Annotated in this window: 20 protein-coding genes; 14 read left to right on the plus strand and 6 right to left on the minus strand. The window is 61.5% G+C overall.

The features are described from left to right. Window positions 1–85 precede the first annotated feature (85 nt). The 3 genes from cysN to ABX75_RS07235 all read right to left on the minus strand — a co-directional run bounded on the left by cysN (window position 86) and on the right by ABX75_RS07235 (window position 3,847). Window positions 86–1,984 carry a sulfate adenylyltransferase subunit CysN gene (cysN, locus tag ABX75_RS07225; protein ID WP_034095807.1) on the minus strand — a complete coding sequence of 633 codons (1,899 nt, stop codon included), beginning with the start codon at window positions 1,982–1,984 and terminating at the stop codon, window positions 86–88. A gap of 9 nt (window positions 1,985–1,993) precedes the next feature. Further along, entirely contained in the window at window positions 1,994–2,911 is a 918-nt protein-coding gene (gene cysD, locus ABX75_RS07230; protein WP_005784641.1) for a sulfate adenylyltransferase subunit CysD, read from the minus strand. A 177-nt stretch (window positions 2,912–3,088) separates the two neighbouring features. Beyond that, window positions 3,089–3,847, minus strand: coding sequence for a Nif3-like dinuclear metal center hexameric protein (locus ABX75_RS07235; protein WP_034095806.1), 759 nt, complete (start codon window positions 3,845–3,847; stop codon window positions 3,089–3,091). 102 nt (window positions 3,848–3,949) lie between these two features. On the opposite strand from ABX75_RS07235, the gene algW reads away from it, so the two are divergent. Then, complete coding sequence (gene algW / locus ABX75_RS07240; protein WP_034095805.1) at window positions 3,950–5,104, plus strand: Do family serine endopeptidase AlgW; 1,155 nt, start codon at window positions 3,950–3,952, stop codon at window positions 5,102–5,104. Window positions 5,105–5,216: 112 nt separating this feature from the next. Beyond that, window positions 5,217–7,310, plus strand: coding sequence for a TonB-dependent siderophore receptor (locus ABX75_RS07245; RefSeq protein WP_047881678.1), 2,094 nt, complete (start codon window positions 5,217–5,219; stop codon window positions 7,308–7,310). Window positions 7,311–7,315: 5 nt separating this feature from the next. Here the strand turns inward: ABX75_RS07245 and hemH are convergent, their stop codons facing one another. Then, complete coding sequence (gene hemH, locus ABX75_RS07250) at window positions 7,316–8,341, minus strand: ferrochelatase (RefSeq protein WP_034095803.1); 1,026 nt, start codon at window positions 8,339–8,341, stop codon at window positions 7,316–7,318. A 14-nt stretch (window positions 8,342–8,355) separates the two neighbouring features. Beyond that, a complete protein-coding gene (locus tag ABX75_RS07255; RefSeq protein ID WP_040267210.1) occupies window positions 8,356–9,255 on the minus strand; it encodes a TIGR01777 family oxidoreductase in 900 nt (299 codons plus the stop codon). A 198-nt stretch (window positions 9,256–9,453) separates the two neighbouring features. Between ABX75_RS07255 and ABX75_RS07260 the strand changes: the two genes are divergently transcribed. The 12 genes from ABX75_RS07260 (at window position 9,454) to ABX75_RS07315 (ending at window position 19,449) form a co-directional block, all read left to right on the plus strand. After that, entirely contained in the window at window positions 9,454–10,440 is a 987-nt protein-coding gene (locus tag ABX75_RS07260; protein WP_034095801.1) for an NAD(P)/FAD-dependent oxidoreductase, read from the plus strand. Next, window positions 10,437–10,652 carry a TIGR02450 family Trp-rich protein gene (locus tag ABX75_RS07265; RefSeq protein WP_047881679.1) on the plus strand — a complete coding sequence of 72 codons (216 nt, stop codon included), beginning with the start codon at window positions 10,437–10,439 and terminating at the stop codon, window positions 10,650–10,652. The genes ABX75_RS07260 and ABX75_RS07265 overlap by 4 nt, the downstream gene beginning before the upstream one ends. Before the next feature lie 112 nt (window positions 10,653–10,764). Beyond that, a complete protein-coding gene (locus tag ABX75_RS07270; RefSeq protein WP_047881680.1) occupies window positions 10,765–11,724 on the plus strand; it encodes a DUF523 and DUF1722 domain-containing protein in 960 nt (319 codons plus the stop codon). A gap of 15 nt (window positions 11,725–11,739) precedes the next feature. Continuing rightward, window positions 11,740–12,669: a MerR family transcriptional regulator gene (locus ABX75_RS07275; protein ID WP_034111698.1), complete on the plus strand. Its 930-nt coding sequence runs from the start codon at window positions 11,740–11,742 to the stop codon at window positions 12,667–12,669. Further along, window positions 12,670–14,115 (plus strand): deoxyribodipyrimidine photo-lyase, encoded by a 1,446-nt coding sequence (phrB, locus tag ABX75_RS07280; RefSeq protein ID WP_047881681.1) that lies wholly within the window; start codon window positions 12,670–12,672, stop codon window positions 14,113–14,115. Further along, entirely contained in the window at window positions 14,108–14,530 is a 423-nt protein-coding gene (locus tag ABX75_RS07285) for a nuclear transport factor 2 family protein (protein WP_034095796.1), read from the plus strand. The genes phrB and ABX75_RS07285 overlap by 8 nt, the downstream gene beginning before the upstream one ends. After that, complete coding sequence (locus tag ABX75_RS07290; protein WP_034095795.1) at window positions 14,527–15,309, plus strand: SDR family oxidoreductase; 783 nt, start codon at window positions 14,527–14,529, stop codon at window positions 15,307–15,309. Before ABX75_RS07285 ends, ABX75_RS07290 begins: the two co-directional genes overlap by 4 nt. Then, complete coding sequence (locus ABX75_RS07295; protein WP_047881682.1) at window positions 15,306–16,553, plus strand: NAD(P)/FAD-dependent oxidoreductase; 1,248 nt, start codon at window positions 15,306–15,308, stop codon at window positions 16,551–16,553. The genes ABX75_RS07290 and ABX75_RS07295 overlap by 4 nt, the downstream gene beginning before the upstream one ends. Next, entirely contained in the window at window positions 16,550–17,359 is an 810-nt protein-coding gene (locus tag ABX75_RS07300) for a DUF1365 domain-containing protein (protein WP_047881683.1), read from the plus strand. Before ABX75_RS07295 ends, ABX75_RS07300 begins: the two co-directional genes overlap by 4 nt. Next, the gene (locus ABX75_RS07305; protein ID WP_034136804.1) at window positions 17,346–18,617 is read left to right on the plus strand and encodes a cyclopropane-fatty-acyl-phospholipid synthase family protein; all 1,272 of its coding nucleotides are present in this window, start codon (window positions 17,346–17,348) and stop codon (window positions 18,615–18,617) included. The genes ABX75_RS07300 and ABX75_RS07305 overlap by 14 nt, the downstream gene beginning before the upstream one ends. Then, entirely contained in the window at window positions 18,610–19,089 is a 480-nt protein-coding gene (locus tag ABX75_RS07310) for a DUF2878 domain-containing protein (RefSeq protein ID WP_034095791.1), read from the plus strand. The genes ABX75_RS07305 and ABX75_RS07310 overlap by 8 nt, the downstream gene beginning before the upstream one ends. Window positions 19,090–19,143: 54 nt before the next feature. Continuing rightward, window positions 19,144–19,449, plus strand: a complete 306-nt coding sequence (locus ABX75_RS07315; protein ID WP_034111692.1) for a YkgJ family cysteine cluster protein — start codon at window positions 19,144–19,146, stop codon at window positions 19,447–19,449. A 53-nt stretch (window positions 19,450–19,502) separates the two neighbouring features. Here the strand turns inward: ABX75_RS07315 and ABX75_RS07320 are convergent, their stop codons facing one another. Then, complete coding sequence (locus tag ABX75_RS07320; RefSeq protein ID WP_034111690.1) at window positions 19,503–20,021, minus strand: acyloxyacyl hydrolase; 519 nt, start codon at window positions 20,019–20,021, stop codon at window positions 19,503–19,505. Between the last annotated feature and the right edge of the window lie 84 nt (window positions 20,022–20,105).

A 20,105-nucleotide genomic window follows, 5' to 3' on the forward strand; every position in this document is an offset into this window, starting at 1 on the left:
CGATAGCAGTGCGTCAGTCAGTACATCTGTCACTGGTGCATCGCTATCGGGGGCAAGCCCCCTCCCACATTTGATTGCGCGAAGTTTAGATCGCGCCGCGCTGGCGCAACAGCTCCAGCACTTGCTTGACGCTCTCTTCCAGCGATAGGGCCTGGGTGTCGATTACCAGATCGGCGTTCAACGGCACGTCGTACGGGAAGGATTCGCCCGGGATGTTATCCCCACCGGCGGCGTACAGACCTTGCGGGTCACGCTCGGCGCACACCAGCGGCGATGCTTGCACGTAGACCGTCAACAGGCGATCGCTGCCGATCAGCGCCTTGGCTTGTTCGCGACCTTCGGCATCCGGTGCGACGAACGCGGCAAGGGTCAGCAGGCCGGCTTCGTTGAACTGACGCGCAACGTGAGCCGCGCGCCGCCAGTTTTCAGTACGCCCGGCGCGATCCTGCGGCAGCCCTTTGTTGAGGTCGTGACGCAGGTTTTGGCCATCCAGCACGAACACCGCGCGGCCCATATCGAACAGCTTGCGCTCGACCGCATAGGCCAGGGTGCTCTTACCGGCGCCCGACAAACCGCTGAACAACACGGTAGCCGGTTGCTGGCCGAAGCGTATGGCGCGCTCTTCGGTTGCCACATGGGCCAACTTGCCGTGGTGCGACGCACTGCCATGGCTGACCGGCGGCGCGATGATCATGCCGGCCGCCACGGTGCCATTGGTCAGGCGATCGATGACGATAAAGGCGCCGGTGGTGCGGTTGCTGTCGTAACCGTCCAGCGCGATGGCGGCGTCGAGGCTGACCTTGACCCGGCCGATCTCATTCAACTGCAACGAACTCGCCGGGCCTTCGGCCAGGGTGTTCACGTCCACGCGGTGCACGATGCTGGTGATGGAACCGGGCACATAGCTGGTGGCGCGCTTGATGTCGTATTTTTTACCCGGCAGCATCGGCTCTTCGGCCATCCACACCAGCATGGCGTCGAACGCGTCGGCCACTTGCGGCACGTTATCGGCATGCACCAGCAGGTCGCCACGGGAGATATCGATTTCGTCTTCCATGGTCAGGGTCACAGCCTGGCCTGGGCCGGCGTGTTCCAGCTCACCTTCAAACGTGACGATGGATTTGACGCGACTGCTCTTGCCCGACGGCAGCACCACGACTTCGTCGCCCTTGTGCACGATGCCGCTGGCCAGGGTGCCGGCAAACCCACGGAAGTTCAGGTTCGGACGGTTGACGTACTGCACCGGGAAACGCAGGTCGGTGTAGTTGCGGTCGTTGGCGATCTCGACGGTTTCGAGGATCTCCATCAACGACTGGCCGGTGTACCAAGGCGAACGCTCGCTCTTGTTGACCACGTTGTCGCCCTTGAGCGCCGACATCGGCACGAACGCCATGGTGCTCGGCTTGAACGCGATGCCTTCGGCGAACTTCAGGTAATCGGCCTTGATCGCCTCGAACACGCTTTGGTCGAAGCCGTTGATGTCCATCTTGTTGACGGCAATCACGATGTGCTTGATGCCCAGCAACGAGGCGATATAGCTGTGGCGACGGGTCTGGGTCTGCACACCGTAGCGTGCGTCGATCAGGATGATCGCCAGGTCACAGGTGGACGCACCGGTGGCCATGTTGCGGGTGTACTGCTCATGGCCGGGTGTGTCGGCGATGATGAATTTGCGCTTGGCGGTGGAGAAGTAGCGGTAGGCCACATCAATGGTGATGCCCTGCTCACGCTCGGCCTGCAAGCCGTCGACCAGCAAGGCCAGGTCGATGTCGTCACCGGTGGTGCCGGACTTCTTCGAATCGCGGGTAATGGCTTCCAGGTGATCTTCGTAGATCATCTTGGAGTCGTGCAGCAGGCGCCCGATCAGGGTGCTCTTGCCGTCGTCGACGTTGCCACAGGTCAGGAAGCGCAACATTTCCTTGCGCTCGTGCTGGCCCAGGTAGGCGAGGATGTCCTCGCTGATCAAATCAGATGCGTGCGACATGACAACCCCTTAGAAATAACCCTGACGTTTTTTATCTTCCATAGAGCCGGCGCCATCATGGTCGATGACCCGGCCCTGGCGCTCGGAAGTTCGCGTCAGGAGCATTTCCTGAATGATGTCCGTCAGCGTCTCGGCTTCGGACTCCACCGCGCCCGTCAACGGGTAGCAGCCAAGGGTACGGAAACGTACTTTCTTTTTGACGATGCGGGCTTTGTCTTCGTCGGACAAATGTTCGAGGATGCGGTCGTCGTCGATCATGATCAACGTGCCGTTCTTCTCGATCACTTCACGTTCAGCAGCGAAGTACAACGGCACGATCGGGATACCTTCCAGGTAGATGTACTGCCAGATGTCCAGCTCGGTCCAGTTGGACAGCGGGAACACGCGGATCGACTCGCCCTTGTTGACGTTGCCGTTGTAGACGTTCCACAGCTCCGGACGCTGGTTCTTCGGGTCCCAGCGGTGTTTGCTGTCGCGGAACGAGTACACACGCTCTTTGGCGCGGGATTTCTCTTCATCGCGACGGGCGCCGCCGAATGCTGCGTCGAAACCATGCTTGTCCAGAGCCTGCTTGAGGCCCTCGGTCTTCATGATGTCGGTGTGCTTGGCGCTGCCGTGGGTGAATGGGTTGATGCCCTGCGCCACACCGTCCGGGTTGACGTGGGTGATCAGGTCCAGGCCCAGTTCTTCGACCATCTTGTCGCGGAACTTGTACATCTCCTGGAATTTCCAGCGGGTGTCGACGTGCATCACCGGGAAGGGCAGCTTGCCCGGAAAAAACGCCTTGCGTGCCAGGTGCAGCATCACGGCAGAGTCTTTACCGATCGAGTAGAGCATCACCGGGTTGTCGAACTCGGCGGCGACCTCGCGGATGATGTGGATGCTTTCCGCCTCCAGCTGTTTCAGATGCGTCAGTTTGTCGACCATGGTTACTCACGGAAAAACGATCTTATGGACGGCCAGCGGGCCGTGTTCGAGCGAGGCATGCTAGCACAGCAACTTCTTCTATTTAGGGCGCCAGCTAGACCGAAACGATATATCAATATGCCGTCAGGTTTGTGTGAAAGCAGGCATCCCCTCCCCCATCCTGGTCAGCGTTGTGGTTCAGATCGGGTTGGGGCAATCGATGAATAGATGTTCCAGGGCAAAGCGCCGCGCCAGGTAATCGCCCAGCGCCTGCACACCGTAGCGCTCGGTGGCGTGATGGCCGGCGGCGATGAAACTGATGTCGTTTTCGCGGGCGCTGTGAAAGGTCTGCTCGGAGGCTTCGCCGCTGAGGAACAGGTCGACACCCGCGGCAATCGCCTGGTCGATATAGCCCTGGCCGCCGCCGGTGCACCAGCCGACGCGCCGGATCATCTCGCTGCCTTCGATCAGCAAAGGCTCGCGGCCCATCACGTCCTGCACGCGGCGAGCGAAATCGCGGGGGGATAGCGGCTCGGCGAGGGAGCCCACCAGGCCGACGACCTTGAGGTTGTCCGGGTCCAGCGGGCCTTCGACGGTGATATCCAACTGGCGCGCCAGCTGCACGTTATTGCCGACGTCGGGGTGCAGGTCCAGCGGCAGGTGGTAGGCCAGCAGGCTAATGTCGTGCTTGAGCAGGGTTTTCAGACGACGCTGCTTCATGCCGGTGATGCACGGGTTTTCGCCTTTCCAGAAGTAACCGTGGTGCACCAGCACCAGGTCGGCCTGGGCTTCGACGGCGGCGTCCAGCAGCGCCTGGCTGGCGGTCACGCCGCTGACGATGCGCATCACCTGCGGACGACCCTCGACCTGTAGGCCATTGGGGCAGTAATCGGCAATTTTTGCACTGCCGAGGTAGCGGTCGGCTTCCTCGACGAGGGTGGTAAGGGGGACGGCCATGAAAGTCTCCTAAATATCCCGTTCAGAGGCGCGCTCAGCCTCGTATAATGCGCGACATTATGGGCGCTCCCCCGCCCCCTGCAACCTGTCAGGACTTACTTGATGCTCAAGGCGCTGCGTTTTTTTGGATGGCCATTGCTGGCCGGCGTGCTGATCGCGATGCTGATCATTCAGCGTTTCCCTCAGTGGGTGGGCTTACCCAGCCTTGATGTGAACCTGCAACAGGCCCCACAGACCACCACGGTGGTGCAAGGCCCGGTGACCTACGCCGACGCAGTGGTGATCGCCGCCCCGGCGGTGGTCAACCTGTACACCACCAAAGTCATCAACAAACCGGCGCATCCGCTGTTTGAAGACCCGCAATTCCGCCGCTATTTCGGTGACAACGGGCCCAAGCAGCGGCGCATGGAGTCCAGCCTGGGTTCCGGGGTGATCATGAGCCCTGAGGGCTACATCCTCACCAACAACCATGTGACCAGTGGCGCCGATCAGATTGTGGTGGCCCTGCGTGACGGCCGCGAAACCCTGGCCCGAGTGGTGGGCAGTGACCCGGAAACGGACCTGGCGGTGCTGAAGATCGACTTGAAGAACCTGCCGTCGATCACCCTCGGCCGTTCCGATGGCTTGCGCGTGGGTGATGTCGCACTGGCCATCGGCAACCCGTTCGGGGTTGGCCAGACGGTGACCATGGGCATCATCAGTGCCACCGGGCGTAACCAACTGGGTCTTAACAGCTACGAAGACTTTATCCAGACCGATGCCGCGATCAACCCGGGCAACTCAGGCGGCGCCCTGGTGGATGCCAATGGCAACCTGACCGGCATTAACACGGCGATTTTCTCCAAGTCCGGTGGTTCGCAAGGCATCGGATTTGCGATCCCGGTGAAGCTGGCGATGGAAGTGATGAAGTCGATCATCGAGCACGGCCAGGTAATTCGCGGCTGGCTGGGCATCGAAGTGCAACCGTTGACCAAAGAGCTGGCCGAATCGTTCGGCCTGACTGGGCGCCCAGGCATCGTGGTGGCGGGGATCTTCCGCGATGGCCCGGCGCAGAAGGCCGGCCTGCAATTGGGTGACGTGATTCTGAGCATCAACGGCGAACCGGCCGGCGACGGACGCAAGTCGATGAACCAAGTGGCGCGAATCAAACCGACGGATAAAGTCGCAATTCAGGTCATGCGCAATGGCAAAGAGATCAAGTTGTCAGCCGAGATCGGCCTGCGCCCACCGCCAGCCCCGGTAAAAGAAGAGGAATAACCGGCCGCACCCAGGTGCCCGTTCGCGGGCGCTTGCCAGCTGACATCTCATAGCGATTCATTCTCATTAGGCATGTTATATTGTTTCAATTAAATCATTGGAACGCTCTCTCATGCCGTCTCGAAAAATCGCTCCCATGGCCGGTCTGGCCCTGGGATTGCTGCTGGACCCTGCCTTCGCCGAAGACAACCGCCTGGAACTGGAAGCTATCAGCGTCACGACCGACGCTTATGAATCCGCCACCGGCCCGGTCACGGGCTACCGCGCCACCCGATCCGCCAGCGCGACCAAAACCGACACGGCTCTGCGTGACATCCCACAGTCCATCAGCGTGATTCCCGCCACGGTGCTCAAAGACCTGGGCAGTACCAACGTGGAACGCGCGCTGGAATTCGCCGGAGGGGTGTCCAAGCAAAACAACTTCGGCGGCCTGACCCTGTACGAATACAGCGTGCGCGGTTTCACCACTTCGGAGTTCTACCAGGATGGCTTCAGCGCCAACCGTGGCTACCCGAGCACGCCGGACACCGCCAATATCGAACGCATCGAGGTGCTCAAGGGCCCTGCCGCCAGCCTCTACGGGCGCGGCGATCCCGGCGGCACGGTGAATATCGTCACCAAAAAACCTCAACCCGAGGCCTTCACCACCCTGCAAGCCAGCGCAGGCAGTTGGGATCGTTATCGCACCGCACTGGACGTCAACACCCCACTAGACAGCGAAGGCAACGTGCTGTCGAGGGTCAACCTGGCGGTGGAAGACAACCACAGTTTCCGCGATCACGTCGGCAGCAAGCGGGTGTTTGTCGCGCCGTCGTTCAGCTGGCAATTGGACCCGGATACCACCCTGCTGGTGGAAAGTGAATTCGTGCGCCACAGCTCTACCTTCGACCGCGGCACCATCGACGCTCCCGGCGTATCGCGCCGCACGTTCCTCGGCGAGCCCAACGACGGCGATATCGACAACCACAACAACCGCCTGCAAGCGACCCTCGAACATCACCTCAACGACGCCTGGAAACTGCGCCTGGCCAGCCACTACAAACAAGGCAGCCTATGGGGCGATGCTTCGGAAAACCGGGCGCTGAATGCCGACGGTCATACCCTCAATCGCCGTTACCGCGAACGCTCCATGGGCTGGCATGACAGCATTACCCAGCTGGAACTGCGTGGCCTGTTCGACATCGGCAGTTGGCAGCACGAATTGCTGGTGGGCACCGAATACGAGGACTACCGCAAGAGCGAACGCGTGACTGCGATCGCGGGCAGCTACCCCATAGACCTCTACAATCCGGTCTACGGCCAACCCAAACCCAATGGCGCTCGCTCCGGCACTGACTTCTTCGAGCAGACTAAAAGCCACGCGTTGAACCTGCAGGACCAGATCATCTTCACCGAGCGCTTGCGCGGCATGATTGGCGCGCGCTTCGAGCACTTCGAACAAACCCTCGACGACTTCACTCGTAACGCCCCAACCAGTCGACAAACCCACGACGCCCTCACCCAGCGCGCCGGGCTGCTTTATCAGCTCACGCCCGAGGTCGGCGTGTTCGCCAACGCTTCAACCTCGTTCAAGCCCAATAGCGGCCTGGACGCCACGGGTAAAACCTTCAAGCCTGAAGAAGGCGTGGGTTATGAAGTGGGGATCAAGAGCGAACTGTACGACGACCGCCTCAGCGCCACCCTGGCCGCGTTCCATATCGAAAAGGAAAACGTGCTGGCCCTGGACCCGGCCACCAATACCAACCGCGCCATGGGCAAGGCTCGCAGCCAGGGTTTCGACCTGCAGCTGAGCGGGCAAGTGACCGACGCGGTGCGCGTGATCGGCGCCTTGGCCTATATCGACGCCGAAGTGACCAAGGGTGACAAAACAATTCCCACGGGCAGCCGCATTCTCGGCGTGGCCAAGCGCAGCGGCAGTCTATTAGGTGTGTATGAATTCCAGGACGGCGCCTTGCGCGGCTCGGATATGGGCGCAGCGTTCACCTATGTGGGGGATCGCTCGGGTGAGGCCGGCGGTAGCTTTGAACTGCCCGCCTACCACACCGTCGATTTGCTGGCCCATTACAAGGCAACGCAAAACGTGACGGTGGGCCTGAACCTCAACAACCTGTTCGATGAAAAGTACTACGAGCGCTCCTACAGCAATTACTGGGTCAACCCCGGCGAACCGCGCAACCTCACGGTCAGCCTGACCCTCAATCTGTAACGCGCCTACAGTTGCTGCGGCGCGCGCTCGCACAGGGTATTGAGCGCCGCCGCCCACTGCGGGTCATCGTTCAGGCACGGCACCAATATCAGGTCCTCGCCCCCGGCTTCGCGGAATTGCTCGCGGCCGCGGTCGCCGATTTCCTCCAGGGTCTCAATGCAATCGGCGACGAACGCCGGGCACATCACCAGCAGTTTTTTCACACCTTGCTGGGCCAGCGCCTCCAGGCGGGCCTCGGTGTAGGGTTCGATCCATTTCGCGCGACCCAGTCGCGACTGGAACGCCACCGACCACTTACCGTCGGGCAAGCCCAGCCGCGCAGCGAAATCACGGGCGACACTGAAGCACTGTGCGCGATAGCAGGTGGCGAGCACCTCAGGCGAGGCATTCTTGCAGCAGTCGGCATCCTTGAAGCAATGCTGGCCGGTGGGGTCGAGCTTGGTCAGGTGGCGCTCGGGCAAGCCGTGGAAACTCAGCAGCAGGTGATCGTAATCCTGTTCCACATAGCGGCGCGCGCTCGCCGCCAATGCGTCGATGTACTCCGGCTGATCGTAGAACGGCTGCAGGATCGAAAACTGCACAGCCAGTTTCTTATCACGCACCACGCGCTGGGCCTCTTCGATCACCGTGGTCACGGTGCTGTCGGCAAACTGCGGGTACAACGGCGCCAGCGTGACTTTGCGGATGCCCTGGGCGGCCAGGCGCGTCAGGGTGGTTTCCAGGGAGGGCTCGCCGTAACGCATCGCCAACTCCACCGGGCCTTGGGTCCACTGCGCGGTCATTTGCGCTTGCAGGCGACGGCTGAGCACCACCAACGGCGAGCCCTCGTCCCACCAGATCGATGCGTAGGCATGGGCCGACTGCTCTGGGCGCTTGATCAGGATCAGCGATACCAGCAGGCGTCGCACCGGCCATGGCAAGTCGATCACATAAGGGTCCATCAAAAACTGATTGAGGTAGCTGCGCACATCGGCCACCGAAGTGGACGCCGGTGAACCCAGGTTGACCAGTAACAACGCGTGATCCGTCATGCAACATCCTATCTCTAGAGGCGGGTGGACAAGTCGTCCAGAGCCGCACGCAACTCAGTGAACTGGAAAGTGAAACCGGCCGCCAGTAAACGCTCCGGTACGGCCTTCTGGCCGCCCAACAACAACCCCGACAACTCGCCCAGCCCCACCTTCAACGCGAAGGCCGGCATGGGCATGAATGCCGGGCGATGCAACACTTGGCCCAGGGTCTTGGCGAACTCGCGGTTACGCACCGGGTGCGGCGCGCACGCATTATAAGGACCGTTGGCGTCTTGCTTGTGCAGAAGAAAATCAATCAGGGCAATTTGATCCTGGATATGCACCCACGGCATCCACTGCCGGCCATTGCCGATAGGCCCGCCCAGCCCCAGTTTGAACGGCAGCAGCAACCGCGACAAAAAGCCGCCCTCGGCAGCCAGTACCAGACCAGTGCGCACCAGTACCACGCGGATGCCCAGAGCTTCGGCGCGCTGGGCGGTTTCTTCCCAGGCGATGCACAGCTGGCTGGGGAAGTCGTCCTGCACCGGGCCACTGGCTTCGGTCAATTCGCGCTCGCCGCCGTCGCCGTACCAACCCACCGCCGAACCGGACACCAGCACTGCCGGTTTCTGCTCAAGGCCTTCGAGCCAGGCCAGCAAGGTTTCGGTAAGACTGATGCGGCTGCTCCACAACAGCGCCTTGCGCTTGTGAGTCCAGGGGCGGTCGGCGATGGGCGCGCCGGCCAGGTTGACCACCGCATCTACCGCGCCGATCACCTCTTCCAGGCGCGCAACGCCCAGTACTTGCGGGCCGCAAAGCGACGCCACTTCCTCAGGATGACGGCTCCACACGGTCAGACGATGACCCTGGGCCAGCCAGTGTTGGCAGAGTTGGCGACCGATCAAGCCGGTACCGCCGGTCAGCAAAATATGCATGGGACGCTCCTCATGTAACGTTCGCCGCCGATCACTGGTCTATTTTATAAGCAGGGATCAATTCGAAGTCGGGCGTGGCGTAGGGTTAACCATAGGCCACGTCAACGGTTCAGGTACGCCAAAACTTATACCAAAAAACAATATTGTACAGCTATTGGTCTCGGCGTAGCCTGTACCCAACGGTAAATGAGGCCCACCATGACTCTACCCATCGCGATTATCGGTACCGGCATCGCCGGACTTTCCGCCGCCCGAGCGTTAAAAGAGGCCGGGCACCTTGTACAACTCTTCGATAAAAGCCGCGGCAGCGGCGGACGCATGTCCAGCAAACGCAGCGATGCCGGTGCGCTCGACATGGGCGCCCAGTACTTCACCGCCCGCGACCGGCGCTTCGCCACCGAGGTGCAACGCTGGCAGACGCAGGGCGTGGTCGATCAGTGGCAACCACAGCTTTATCAATTCAAGTCCGGCCAGCTCACCCCCTCACCCGATGAGCAGGTGCGCTGGGTCGGTACACCGCGTATGAGTGCGATCACCCGCGCATTGCTGGATGATTTGCCGGTGCAATTCGGCTGCCGCATCACCGAGGTGTTCCAAGGCAAACATCATTGGAACCTGCAGGACGCCGACGGCGGCAATCACGGGCCGTTCAGCCATGTCATCATCGCCACGCCCGCGCCCCAGGCCACTGCCCTGCTGGCAGCCGCGCCCAAACTGGCGGGCGTCGCCGCCGGTGTGAAAATGGACCCTACCTGGGCCGTGGCCCTGGCCTTCGACACCCCGCTGGACACCCCAATGGAGGGCTGCTTCGTACAGGACAGCCCCCTCGACTGGCTGGCGCGCAACCGCAGCAAGCCCGGGCGCGACACCACCCTCGACACCTGGGTGCTGCACGCCACCAGCGCGTGGAGCAAGGCTCATCTGGACCTGTCCAAAGAAGCGGTCACCGAATACCTGCACGGCGCGTTCGCCGAACTGCTGCACAGCGCCATGCCCGCGCCGTCGTTCAGCTTGGCGCATCGCTGGCTGTACGCGCGACCGTCCAGCGCCCATGAATTCGGCGTGCTCGCCGATGCCGACCTAGGCTTGTACGTATGCGGTGACTGGTGCTTGTCCGGCCGTGTGGAAGGCGCCTGGCTCAGCGGGCAAGAAGCAGCGCGACGGCTGATCGAGCATCTGCAATGAACCGCATCAACCCGGCCAAATTGCTGCTGTCGAAGTGGACAGCAGCACACCCCCAAAACAAGGAAAAGCATTTTCTGGTCACCGAACTGTTTCGTGACGAAGAAGGCACCGTGTTGGAAATCGAGCTGCAAGCGGTCATGACGCGCCGGGGTGAACGCCTGCCGTGGCAAACCCTGCAAGACGCCGGGGCGTGGAAAATCGGCTGGCAATAATCTCAGCGTAAAAACTTATACAAATGATTTGACTTGTACAGCATCAAACCTATGATGAGATTTAGTTGTACAGGCACTCTTGTTTGTATAGGAATTTTGCAGAGGTTTGCTCATGTCCAGCATCACCAAACCGAAGATCGCCATCAGCGCCTGCCTGCTGGGCGAGAACGTGCGCTTCAATGGCGGACATAAACAATCCCTGCTCTGTTGCCAGACCCTCGCCGATTATTTCGACTTTGTGCCGCTGTGCCCGGAAGTCGCCATCGGCCTGGGCATCCCCCGTGAACCGATCCGTCTGGTGGGCGACCCTGCCCAGCCGCAAGCCGTCGGCACGGTGAACCGTGCCCTCAACGTGACCCAGCCGCTGGACGATTACGGCCGGCAGATGGCGCGCGAGCATACCGACCTGTGCGGTTACATCTTTATGCAGAAGTCCCCGTCCTGTGGCCTGGAGCGGGTCAAGGTGTATCGCGAGAACGGCACACCGGTGGATGGCGGCGGTCGCGGCATCTATGCCCAGGCGTTTTGCGCGCGCCACCCCAACTTGCCGGTGGAAGAAGACGGTCGCTTGAACGACCCGGTCCTGCGGGAAAACTTCCTCACCCGCGTATTCGTCTATGCCAGCTGGCAAGCACTGCTGGCCGAAGGTTTGAGCCGTCATCGCTTGCTGGCCTTTCATTCTCGGTACAAGTACTTGTTGATGGCTCACAGCCCGCAGCACTACAAAAGCCTCGGTCACCTGTTGGGCACGATGGATAAAAGTACCGATCTGGATGAGCTGGCCAGCGTTTACTTCACTGAGCTGATGACCGGCCTGAAAAAATGCGCCACCCGCGGCACCCACAGCAATGTGCTGCAGCACATCAGCGGCTACCTGAAACAGGTGATCAGCGCCGACGACAAACAGGAAATGCAGACCGTCATCGGCCAATACCGCCACGGCATCGTGCCGCTGGTGGTGCCACTGACGTTGCTCAAGCACCACTTTCGTCAACACCCGGACCGCTACATTGCGCAGCAGGCGTACTTGCAGCCGCACCCGGAAAATCTCAGCCTGCGAAATGCGATCTAACCCATGAAAAGCGTCATGAACGCCGTCCTCCAAGACGAACCCGGCGAAGACATCGCCCAAGCCCTCGAAGACGGCTGGCTGCCGATCCGTGAAGTGGCGCGCCAGACCGGCGTCAACGCCGTAACCCTGCGCGCCTGGGAACGCCGTTACGGTTTGATCGTGCCGCAGCGCACGCCCAAGGGGCATCGGCTCTTCAGTGCCGAGCATGTGCAACGTATCCACACCATCCTGACCTGGCTTAACCGCGGCGTGCCGGTCAGCCAGGTGAAAAACCTGATCGACTCCGCCCAGATCACCCCCGACAGCGTTGCCAACGAATGGCAGAGTCTGCGCCAAACACTGGTGCAGGCCATCAGCGACTTGGCCGAGCGCCGGGTCGACGATGCCTTTAACCAGGCCATGGCGCTGTACCCGCCCCGCACCTTGTGCGAGCAACTGCTGCTACCGCTGATCCAGGAACTGGAGCAACGCTGGCAGGGCCAGTTCGGCGCGCAAATGGAGCGGGTGTTTTTCCTGTCGTGGCTGCGTAGCAAATTTGGCGCGCGCATTTACCACAACAATCGGCAATTGCACGGTGCGCCGCTGCTGCTGATCAACCAGTCCGACTTGCCGCTGGAGCCGCATCTGTGGCTCAGCGCCTGGCTGGCCAGCAGCGCCGATTGCCCGGTGGAAGTGTTCGACTGGCCGCTGCCGGCCGGCGAATTGGCCCTGGCGGTGGAGCACCTCAAACCGCGCGCCGTGCTGCTGTATTCGAGCAAAGCCTTGCAACTGCCGGCCTTCGCCAAACTACTGGGCGGTGTTGATTGCCCGACACTGCTGGTCGGCCCCACGGTGAGTATTCATCAGGCCGAGCTGGCGTTATTGAGCCATGACCTTGCGGATCTGTCCCTTGCCGAAGACCCGTTGTCGGCCCACCAGCTTATGCTCCAGCGTGGACTCGTCTAAATGCACCTGATCTGGCTGCGCACCGACTTGCGCCTTCACGACAATACCGCCCTGGCCGCTGCGAGCCAGCGCGGCCCGCTGGCAGCGGTGTACATGATCACGCCCGAACAATGGCTGGCCCACGATGACGCGCCGTGCAAAGTGGATTTCTGGCTGCGTAACCTGCGGCACTTGAGCCGGTCCTTGGGCGAACTCAACATCCCGTTGCTGATCCGCACCGCCGCCACCTGGGACCAGGCACCCGCCGTGCTCCGCCAATTGTGCGGCGAGTTGGGCGTGGCGTCGGTGCACGTCAACGAGGAATACGGCATTCATGAAAGCCGCCGAGATGCGGCGGTGGCCACGGCGCTGGAAGCCGATGGGGTGACCTTCCACAGCTACCTGGATCAATTGTTTTTCCAACCCGGCAGTGTGCTGACCAAAAGCGGCACGTATTTCCAGGTGTTCAGTCAGTTCCGCAAAGTCTGCTACACCCGTCTGCACAGCGCCCTGCCGCGCCTGGTGAGCACGCCCAAGGCCCAGGCAAAACTGGCGATCAAAAGCGACGCCGTGCCAGCCACCGTCGATGGCTTCGAACCGCCGAGCGAACGCCTACGCGCCCTCTGGCCTGCCGGTGAAGACGAAGCCCGACGCCGCCTGGAAACCTTCGCCGATGCGCAGATCAGCTGTTACAAGGACGAGCGCGATTTCCCGGCCAAACCCGGCACCAGCCAGTTGTCTGCCTACCTGGCCGCCGGCGTGGTCTCGCCGCGCCAATGCTTGCACGCGGCGCTGCAAACCAATCAGGGCGAGTTCGAAAGCGGCGATATCGGGGCGATCACCTGGATCAACGAACTGCTGTGGCGTGAGTTCTACAAACACATTCTGGTGGGCTACCCTCGGGTGTCCCGTCACCGCGCCTTCCGCCCCGAAACCGAAGCCGTGGCCTGGCGCGATGCGCCCAAGGACCTGGCGGCCTGGCAAGAGGCGCGCACCGGTCTGCCGATCATCGACGCGGCGATGCGCCAGTTGCTTGAAACCGGCTGGATGCATAACCGCCTGCGCATGGTGGTGGCGATGTTCCTGACCAAGAATCTGTTGATCGATTGGCGCGAAGGCGAACGGTTCTTCATGCGCCATCTGATCGACGGCGACTTGGCCGCCAATAATGGCGGCTGGCAGTGGAGCTCTTCCACCGGCACCGACTCGGCGCCGTACTTCCGGATTTTCAGCCCGCTGAGCCAATCGGAAAAATTCGACAGCGAAGGCGTGTTCATCAAGCACTGGCTGCCGGAACTGGCCGGGCTGAATAAAAAGGAAGTCCACAACCCCGACGCGGTTGGCGGACTGTTTGGCGTGGCGGATTACCCGCGCGCCATTGTCGATTTGAAAAAATCCCGCGAGCGCGCCCTGGCGGCGTTCCGCAGTCTGCCGTCGCGCGAAGCGGTAGGAGGTGCCCATGAGTGATTTCCTGCGCCGTTTCGCCCAGACCTTCGCCACCCTGGACAAGCACAACCTGCACTTGCTCGACAGTCTGTACAGCAAGGACATCACCTTCACCGATCCGCTTCACGAAGTGCACGGCTTGACCGCGCTGCACCGCTATTTCGAGTCGCTGTACGGCAACGTCAGCCAGTTACGCTTCGATTTCCACGGTTTCGATCAGGTCGCCGAGGGCGAAGGCTACCTGCGCTGGAAAATGAGCTTCTGCCACCCGCGCCTGGCCAGTGGCAAGGTCATCCGCGTGGAAGGCTGCTCACACCTGATGTGGCGTGAAACGGTGTACCGCCATCGGGATTATTTCGATGCCGGGGCACTGCTGTACGAACACCTGCCCGTGTTGGGCAAGGTGATCAGCTGGCTGAAAAGGAGAGTGGGATGAACGCAGTGACGCCTCGTCGTTATTGGCTGACTGGCGCCAGCAGTGGCATCGGCGCCGCGCTGGCCGTGGAGCTGCTCAACAGCGGCGCCCAGGTTGCGTTGAGCTCGCGCACCAAAGAGCCGCTGGAGGCGTTGGCGCAGCGTTACCCTGGCCAAGTGCTGGTGGTGGCCGGCGACCTGACCAACAGCCAGACCGTGCGCGAAATCGGCGAGCACATCGCTCAGGTGTGGGGTGCGCTGGACACAGTGATCCTCAACGCCGGCACGTGCGAATACGTGGACGCCCGCCAGTTCGACTCATCGATCATCGAGCACGTCGTGCGCACCAACCTGCTGGCCAGCAGTTACTGCATCGAAGCCGCCCTGCCGTTGCTGCGCGCCGGGCTCACGCCGCACCTGGTGGGCGTCGCCAGCGCCGTGACTTACCTGCCAATGCCACGTGCCGAGGCGTACGGTGCGTCCAAGGCCGGCCTGCGCTACTTGTTCGAATCGCTGCGCATCAGCCTGTCGCCGGAGAACATCGACGTTACCGTGATCAGCCCAGGCTTTGTCGACACGCCCCTGACCGAACGCAACGACTTCCCGATGCCTCTGAGCTGGCCCGCCGACAAAGCCGCGCGGCATATCTTCGCCAAGCTGAGCAAGCGCCCGTTGGAGATCGCCTTCCCCGCGCTGTTTATCGCCACCTTGTGGCCGTTGTCGAAACTGCCCAACCGCGCGCAATTGATCATCGGCAAACGCATGTTGCGCAGCCCACCGCCGAAGAAGGACGACCTGTGAAGATCGCCATTATCGGCAGCGGTATCGCCGGGCTGACCAGCGCCTATCTGCTCAGCCGCCGTCACGATATCACCCTGTTCGAAGCGGGCGACCGCATCGGCGGGCATACCCATACGGTCAATGTGACGGTGGAGGGCCAACCCTACGCGGTGGACACCGGTTTTATCGTGTTCAACGACTGGACCTACCCCAACTTCATTCGGTTACTGGGGCAGATCGGCGTGGCGTTCAAACCCACCGAGATGAGTTTTTCGGTGTGCGACGAGCGCACCCGGTTCGAGTACAACGGCAACAACCTCAACAGCCTGTTCGCCCAGCGCCGCAATATCCTCTCGCCAGGCTTCTGGGGCATGTTGCGCGACATCCTGCGCTTCAACCGCCAGGCTCCGCTGGATCTGCAAGAACAACGGATCAGCGCCGATATGACCCTGGGCGACTACCTCACTGCCGGCGGTTACGGTGAGCGCTTCGTGCGTCACTACATCGTGCCGATGGGGGCAGCGATCTGGTCGATGTCACTGGCGGACATGTTGGGGTTTCCGTTGCAGTTCTTTGTACGGTTCTTCAAGAACCACGGCTTGTTGTCGGTGAACAATCGCCCGCAATGGTGCGTGATCGAAGGCGGCTCCAGCGCTTATATCGAACCGCTGACGCGCGGTTTTCGTGAGCGGATCCGCCTGAACTGCCCTGTGCATAAAGTCGAACGCAACGAGGACGGTGTGGTTATCCACAGCGCGGCCGGTAGCGAGACGTTCGATCGGGTGGTGTTCGCCTGCCATAGCGATCAGGCCCTGGCGTTGCTCGGCGACCCGAGCCAGGCCGAGCAGGAAATCCTCGGCGCCCTGCCCTACGCCGACAACGACGTAGTGCTGCACACCGACACGCGCCTGCTGCCCGACCGCAGGCTGGCCTGGGCCAGTTGGAACTACCGGCTGACCGGCGACAGTCAGGCCCAGGCCGCCGTGACCTACGACATGAACATCCTGCAAGGCATCGACAGCGCCACGACCTTTTGCGTGAGCCTCAACCAGACGGCGGTGATCAACCCGCTGAAGATCCTCGCGCGCTTTACCTATGCCCACCCGCAATACAGCCTGGCCGCCGTCGCCGCCCAGCAGCGCTGGGAAGAACTGAACGGCGCCCGACATACCCATTATTGCGGTGCCTATTGGGCCAACGGGTTCCACGAAGACGGCGTGGTCAGCGCCCTGCGCGTGGCGCAAACCTTCGGAGAGACCCTGTGAACAGCGCCCTGTACAGCGGCTGGATTGCCCACCGCCGGTTTGCGCCCAAGGCTCATGCCTTTCGCTACCGCATCGGCCTGCTGTACCTGGATTTGAGCGAAGAAGACCAAGTGCTCGGGCTCTCTCCTCTGGCCGGGCGTAGCCGCCTGGCGCCCTTCGGTTTTCGCCAGCAGGATTACCTGCGTGAGTTGACCGGCCACGGCATGAGCCTGAGCGATGCCGTGCGCCAGGAAGTCGGCAAGGCGCTGGGGCGCACACCCCAGGGCGTTATCTGCCTACTGACCCAGGCTCGCAGTTGGGGCCTGGCTTTTAATCCGGTGAGTTTCTTCTACTGTTTCGAGGCCGATGGGCAATTGGCCGCGATCCTGTGTGAAGTAACCAACACCCCTTGGCGCGAACGCTACCACTACGTGCTGCCGGCCCAGGCCCTGGGCGCGGACGAGCACCAGCATTTCGCCGTGGCCAAGGCGTTCCATGTGTCGCCGTTCCTGCCGCGGGACCTGGAATACCGCATGAGCTTCAGCCCGCCCGCCGAGCGGCTTGGCGTGCATATGGCCGACTGGCAGGGCGAGCTGAAAGTCTTCGACGCCACCCTGAGCCTGCACAAAGAGGCGCTGACCCGCGCCAGTCTGCACCGCTACCTGGGACATTTTCCGTGGATGACCGCCAAGACCTGCCTGGCCATTTACTGGCAGGCCCTGCGCCTGTTGCTCAAACGCACACCGATTTTCTCCCACCGGGCCGCCGATGGCGCCTCTCGCACCGCCGTCGGGTATACCAAGGAACATCGCCATGAAATCCCCTAGCTTATCGGTCAAGGCCAGCCGCCTGAACGTCAACGGCATGACCACCGCGCTGCTGCGCAAGGGTGTGCTGCGTCAACTCAGCCAATTGCGCCATGGCCAGTTGGTGGTGATCGAGGACGGTGAACGCCAAGTGTTCGGCGCACGGGAAGCGCACCTGTTGGGGGAAATCCAGATCGTCGATCCGGCCGTGTGGGGCCTGGTGGCGGCCAACGGTTCGATCGGCGCCGGCGAAGCGTTTATCCATGGCTACTGGACCAGCCCGGACCTGACCGCCGTGGTGCGGGTGATGGTCAGCAACCTGGACGTACTCGACGCGCTGGAAGGTGGCTTGGCCCGCCTCGCCCGCCCGCTGACTCAGAGCCTGCACTGGCTCAACCGTAATACGCGCGAGGGCTCGCAAAAAAACATCGCCGCCCACTACGACCTGGGCAATGAGCTGTTCGAACAATTCCTCGACCCGACCATGATGTACTCGGCGGCGCAATTTCTGACGGCCGACGACACCCTGGAACAGGCGCAACTGAACAAACTGGAGCGTATCTGCCAGAAGCTTGCCCTCAAACCCAGCGACCATTTGCTGGAGATCGGCACCGGCTGGGGCAGCATGGCGCTGTATGCCGCGCAGCACTATGGCTGCAAGGTCACCACCACGACCCTGTCCAAAGAACAATTTGCGTACACCGAACAACGCATACAGGCGTTGGGCCTGCAAGATCAGGTCACCCTGCTGCTAAGGGATTATCGCGATCTCACGGGCGAGTACGACAAACTGGTGTCCATCGAGATGATCGAGGCTGTGGGTCATCGCTTTCTGCCCACCTACTTCAAGCAATGTGCACAGTTGCTCAAGCGCGACGGCCTGATGTTGCTGCAAGCCATCACCATCCGCGAACAGCGTTTCGAGCAAGCCAAACGCAGCGTGGATTTTATCCAGCGCTACATCTTCCCCGGCGGCGCCCTGCCCTCGGTACAGAACATGCTGCAGATCGTCAGCCGCGACACCGATATGAACTTGCTGCACATGGAAGACTTCGGTCTGCACTACGCAAAAACCCTGCGCCTGTGGCATGAGAATTTTCGCCGCGCCCATGGCCGCCTGACAGAACTGGGCTACGACGAGTACTTCCTGCGGCTGTGGGAGTTCTACCTGTGCTACTGCGAAGGTGGCTTTATGGAGCGCACCATCGGCACGGCCCAGTTGCTGCTGGCCAAACCGGCGGCGATCAACCCTCCGCTGCTCGGCCGTTTCAATGCTTAAAAACCTGGCCAACGCCGCGCTGTTCCAGTGCGGCTGGTTTGCCTGCGTGCTGGGCGGCGACGGCCCCTGGTTGCTGATTGGCGTGGCGGTGCTGGCCGTTCATCTGCTGTGGATAAGTTCTTGGGCCAAGGATGGCGCGCTGATCATTGGCGTGACTGTGGCGGGCACGCTGCTGGACACGTTACTGCGAGCGCTGGGTGTGTTTCAGTTCAGCGAACCGGGGCCGTTGATCCCGTTTTGGCTGATGCTGCTGTGGGCGCTGCTGGCCACCACGTTGCGTCATTGCCTGGCATGGAGCGCACGCCCCTGGTGGCGAGCCGCCGTATTAGGCGCAGTGGGCGGGCCGCTGTCGTATTACGCCGGCAGCCAGTTGGCAGGCGTGGAATTCGGCTTTGACGTGGCGCCCACGCTGATCGGGCTGGCGCTGCTGTGGGCAGTGGTTTTTGTCGGGCTGCATCGATTGGCGCGCTGACGTCTGTCAGACCTTTCACACCCGAGACTCGCCCATGCCTTACACTGCGCGCCTATGACCAACATCCCCCACATCCAAATCGCTGAACCCGCCGTCACCTGCTCTACGTGTGCGGCGTGCTGCTGCCAGCTGGAAGTCATGCTGATTACCGATACGGGCGTGCCTGAGCGCTATATCGACACAGACGATTGGGGCGGTGAAGTGATGCTGCGCCTGGACGACGGCTGGTGTGCGGCGCTGGATCGGGACACGATGATGTGTACGATTTACGAGCGGCGCCCGCTGATTTGTCGGGAATTCGAGATGGGCGCACCGGAGTGCCTGGAAGAACGCCAGGGAATTGCGACGGCGTATATCTGATCGCAATGCGGGAGGGCACAAGCCGCCCCCGCAGCGTTTTGCAATGCGGGTGATTACAACGGCATGGTGTAGTGCAGCGCGTAGCTCTCTACCCCATCGTTGTTGCTGCTGATACCGGCGTTGGAATAATGGGTGGCGCGAATGCCCACTTCATGCCCACCGGTAAAGCGCAGCCCGAAACCCAAACGGTCTTCGAACTGAAAAGCCTGGCCGATGTTGTTGTCTTCCAGCTTGGTGCGGGAGAAAACAGCAACGCCGATGCCGGCCTCAATGTACGGTTTGACCGATTGCCCGGCAAATTCGTACACAAACACCGGTGAGAACGACAGACTGCTGGCGCCTGCGCGGTCATCACCTTCCCAGTACGTGTAAGCACCGCTCCAGTAACCGGTCAGGCGACCTACATCGCTTTGCATCCAACTCTTATCCCAATCCGAAGTCAGCCCCAGGCGGTATGTCAACGTCGAATCGCTGGTGGCCCCCAGACCGAATTCGAGGCCGGCGGCCTGCGCCGAGAACGAGTGTCCTACAACGGCGGCCGCAATCGCAGCCAAACAGAACAAGCGCTTCATTAAACGTTCCTTCCGAACAAGTTTGTATGGTGTTTTTGTACAAGCAATCTCGCTATAGAAGCCTGCGCAGAGTCAGAAGTTCAG

Source organism: Pseudomonas sp. ARP3 (assembly GCF_001029595.1).
GTDB lineage: Bacteria > Pseudomonadota > Gammaproteobacteria > Pseudomonadales > Pseudomonadaceae > Aquipseudomonas > Aquipseudomonas rhodesiae.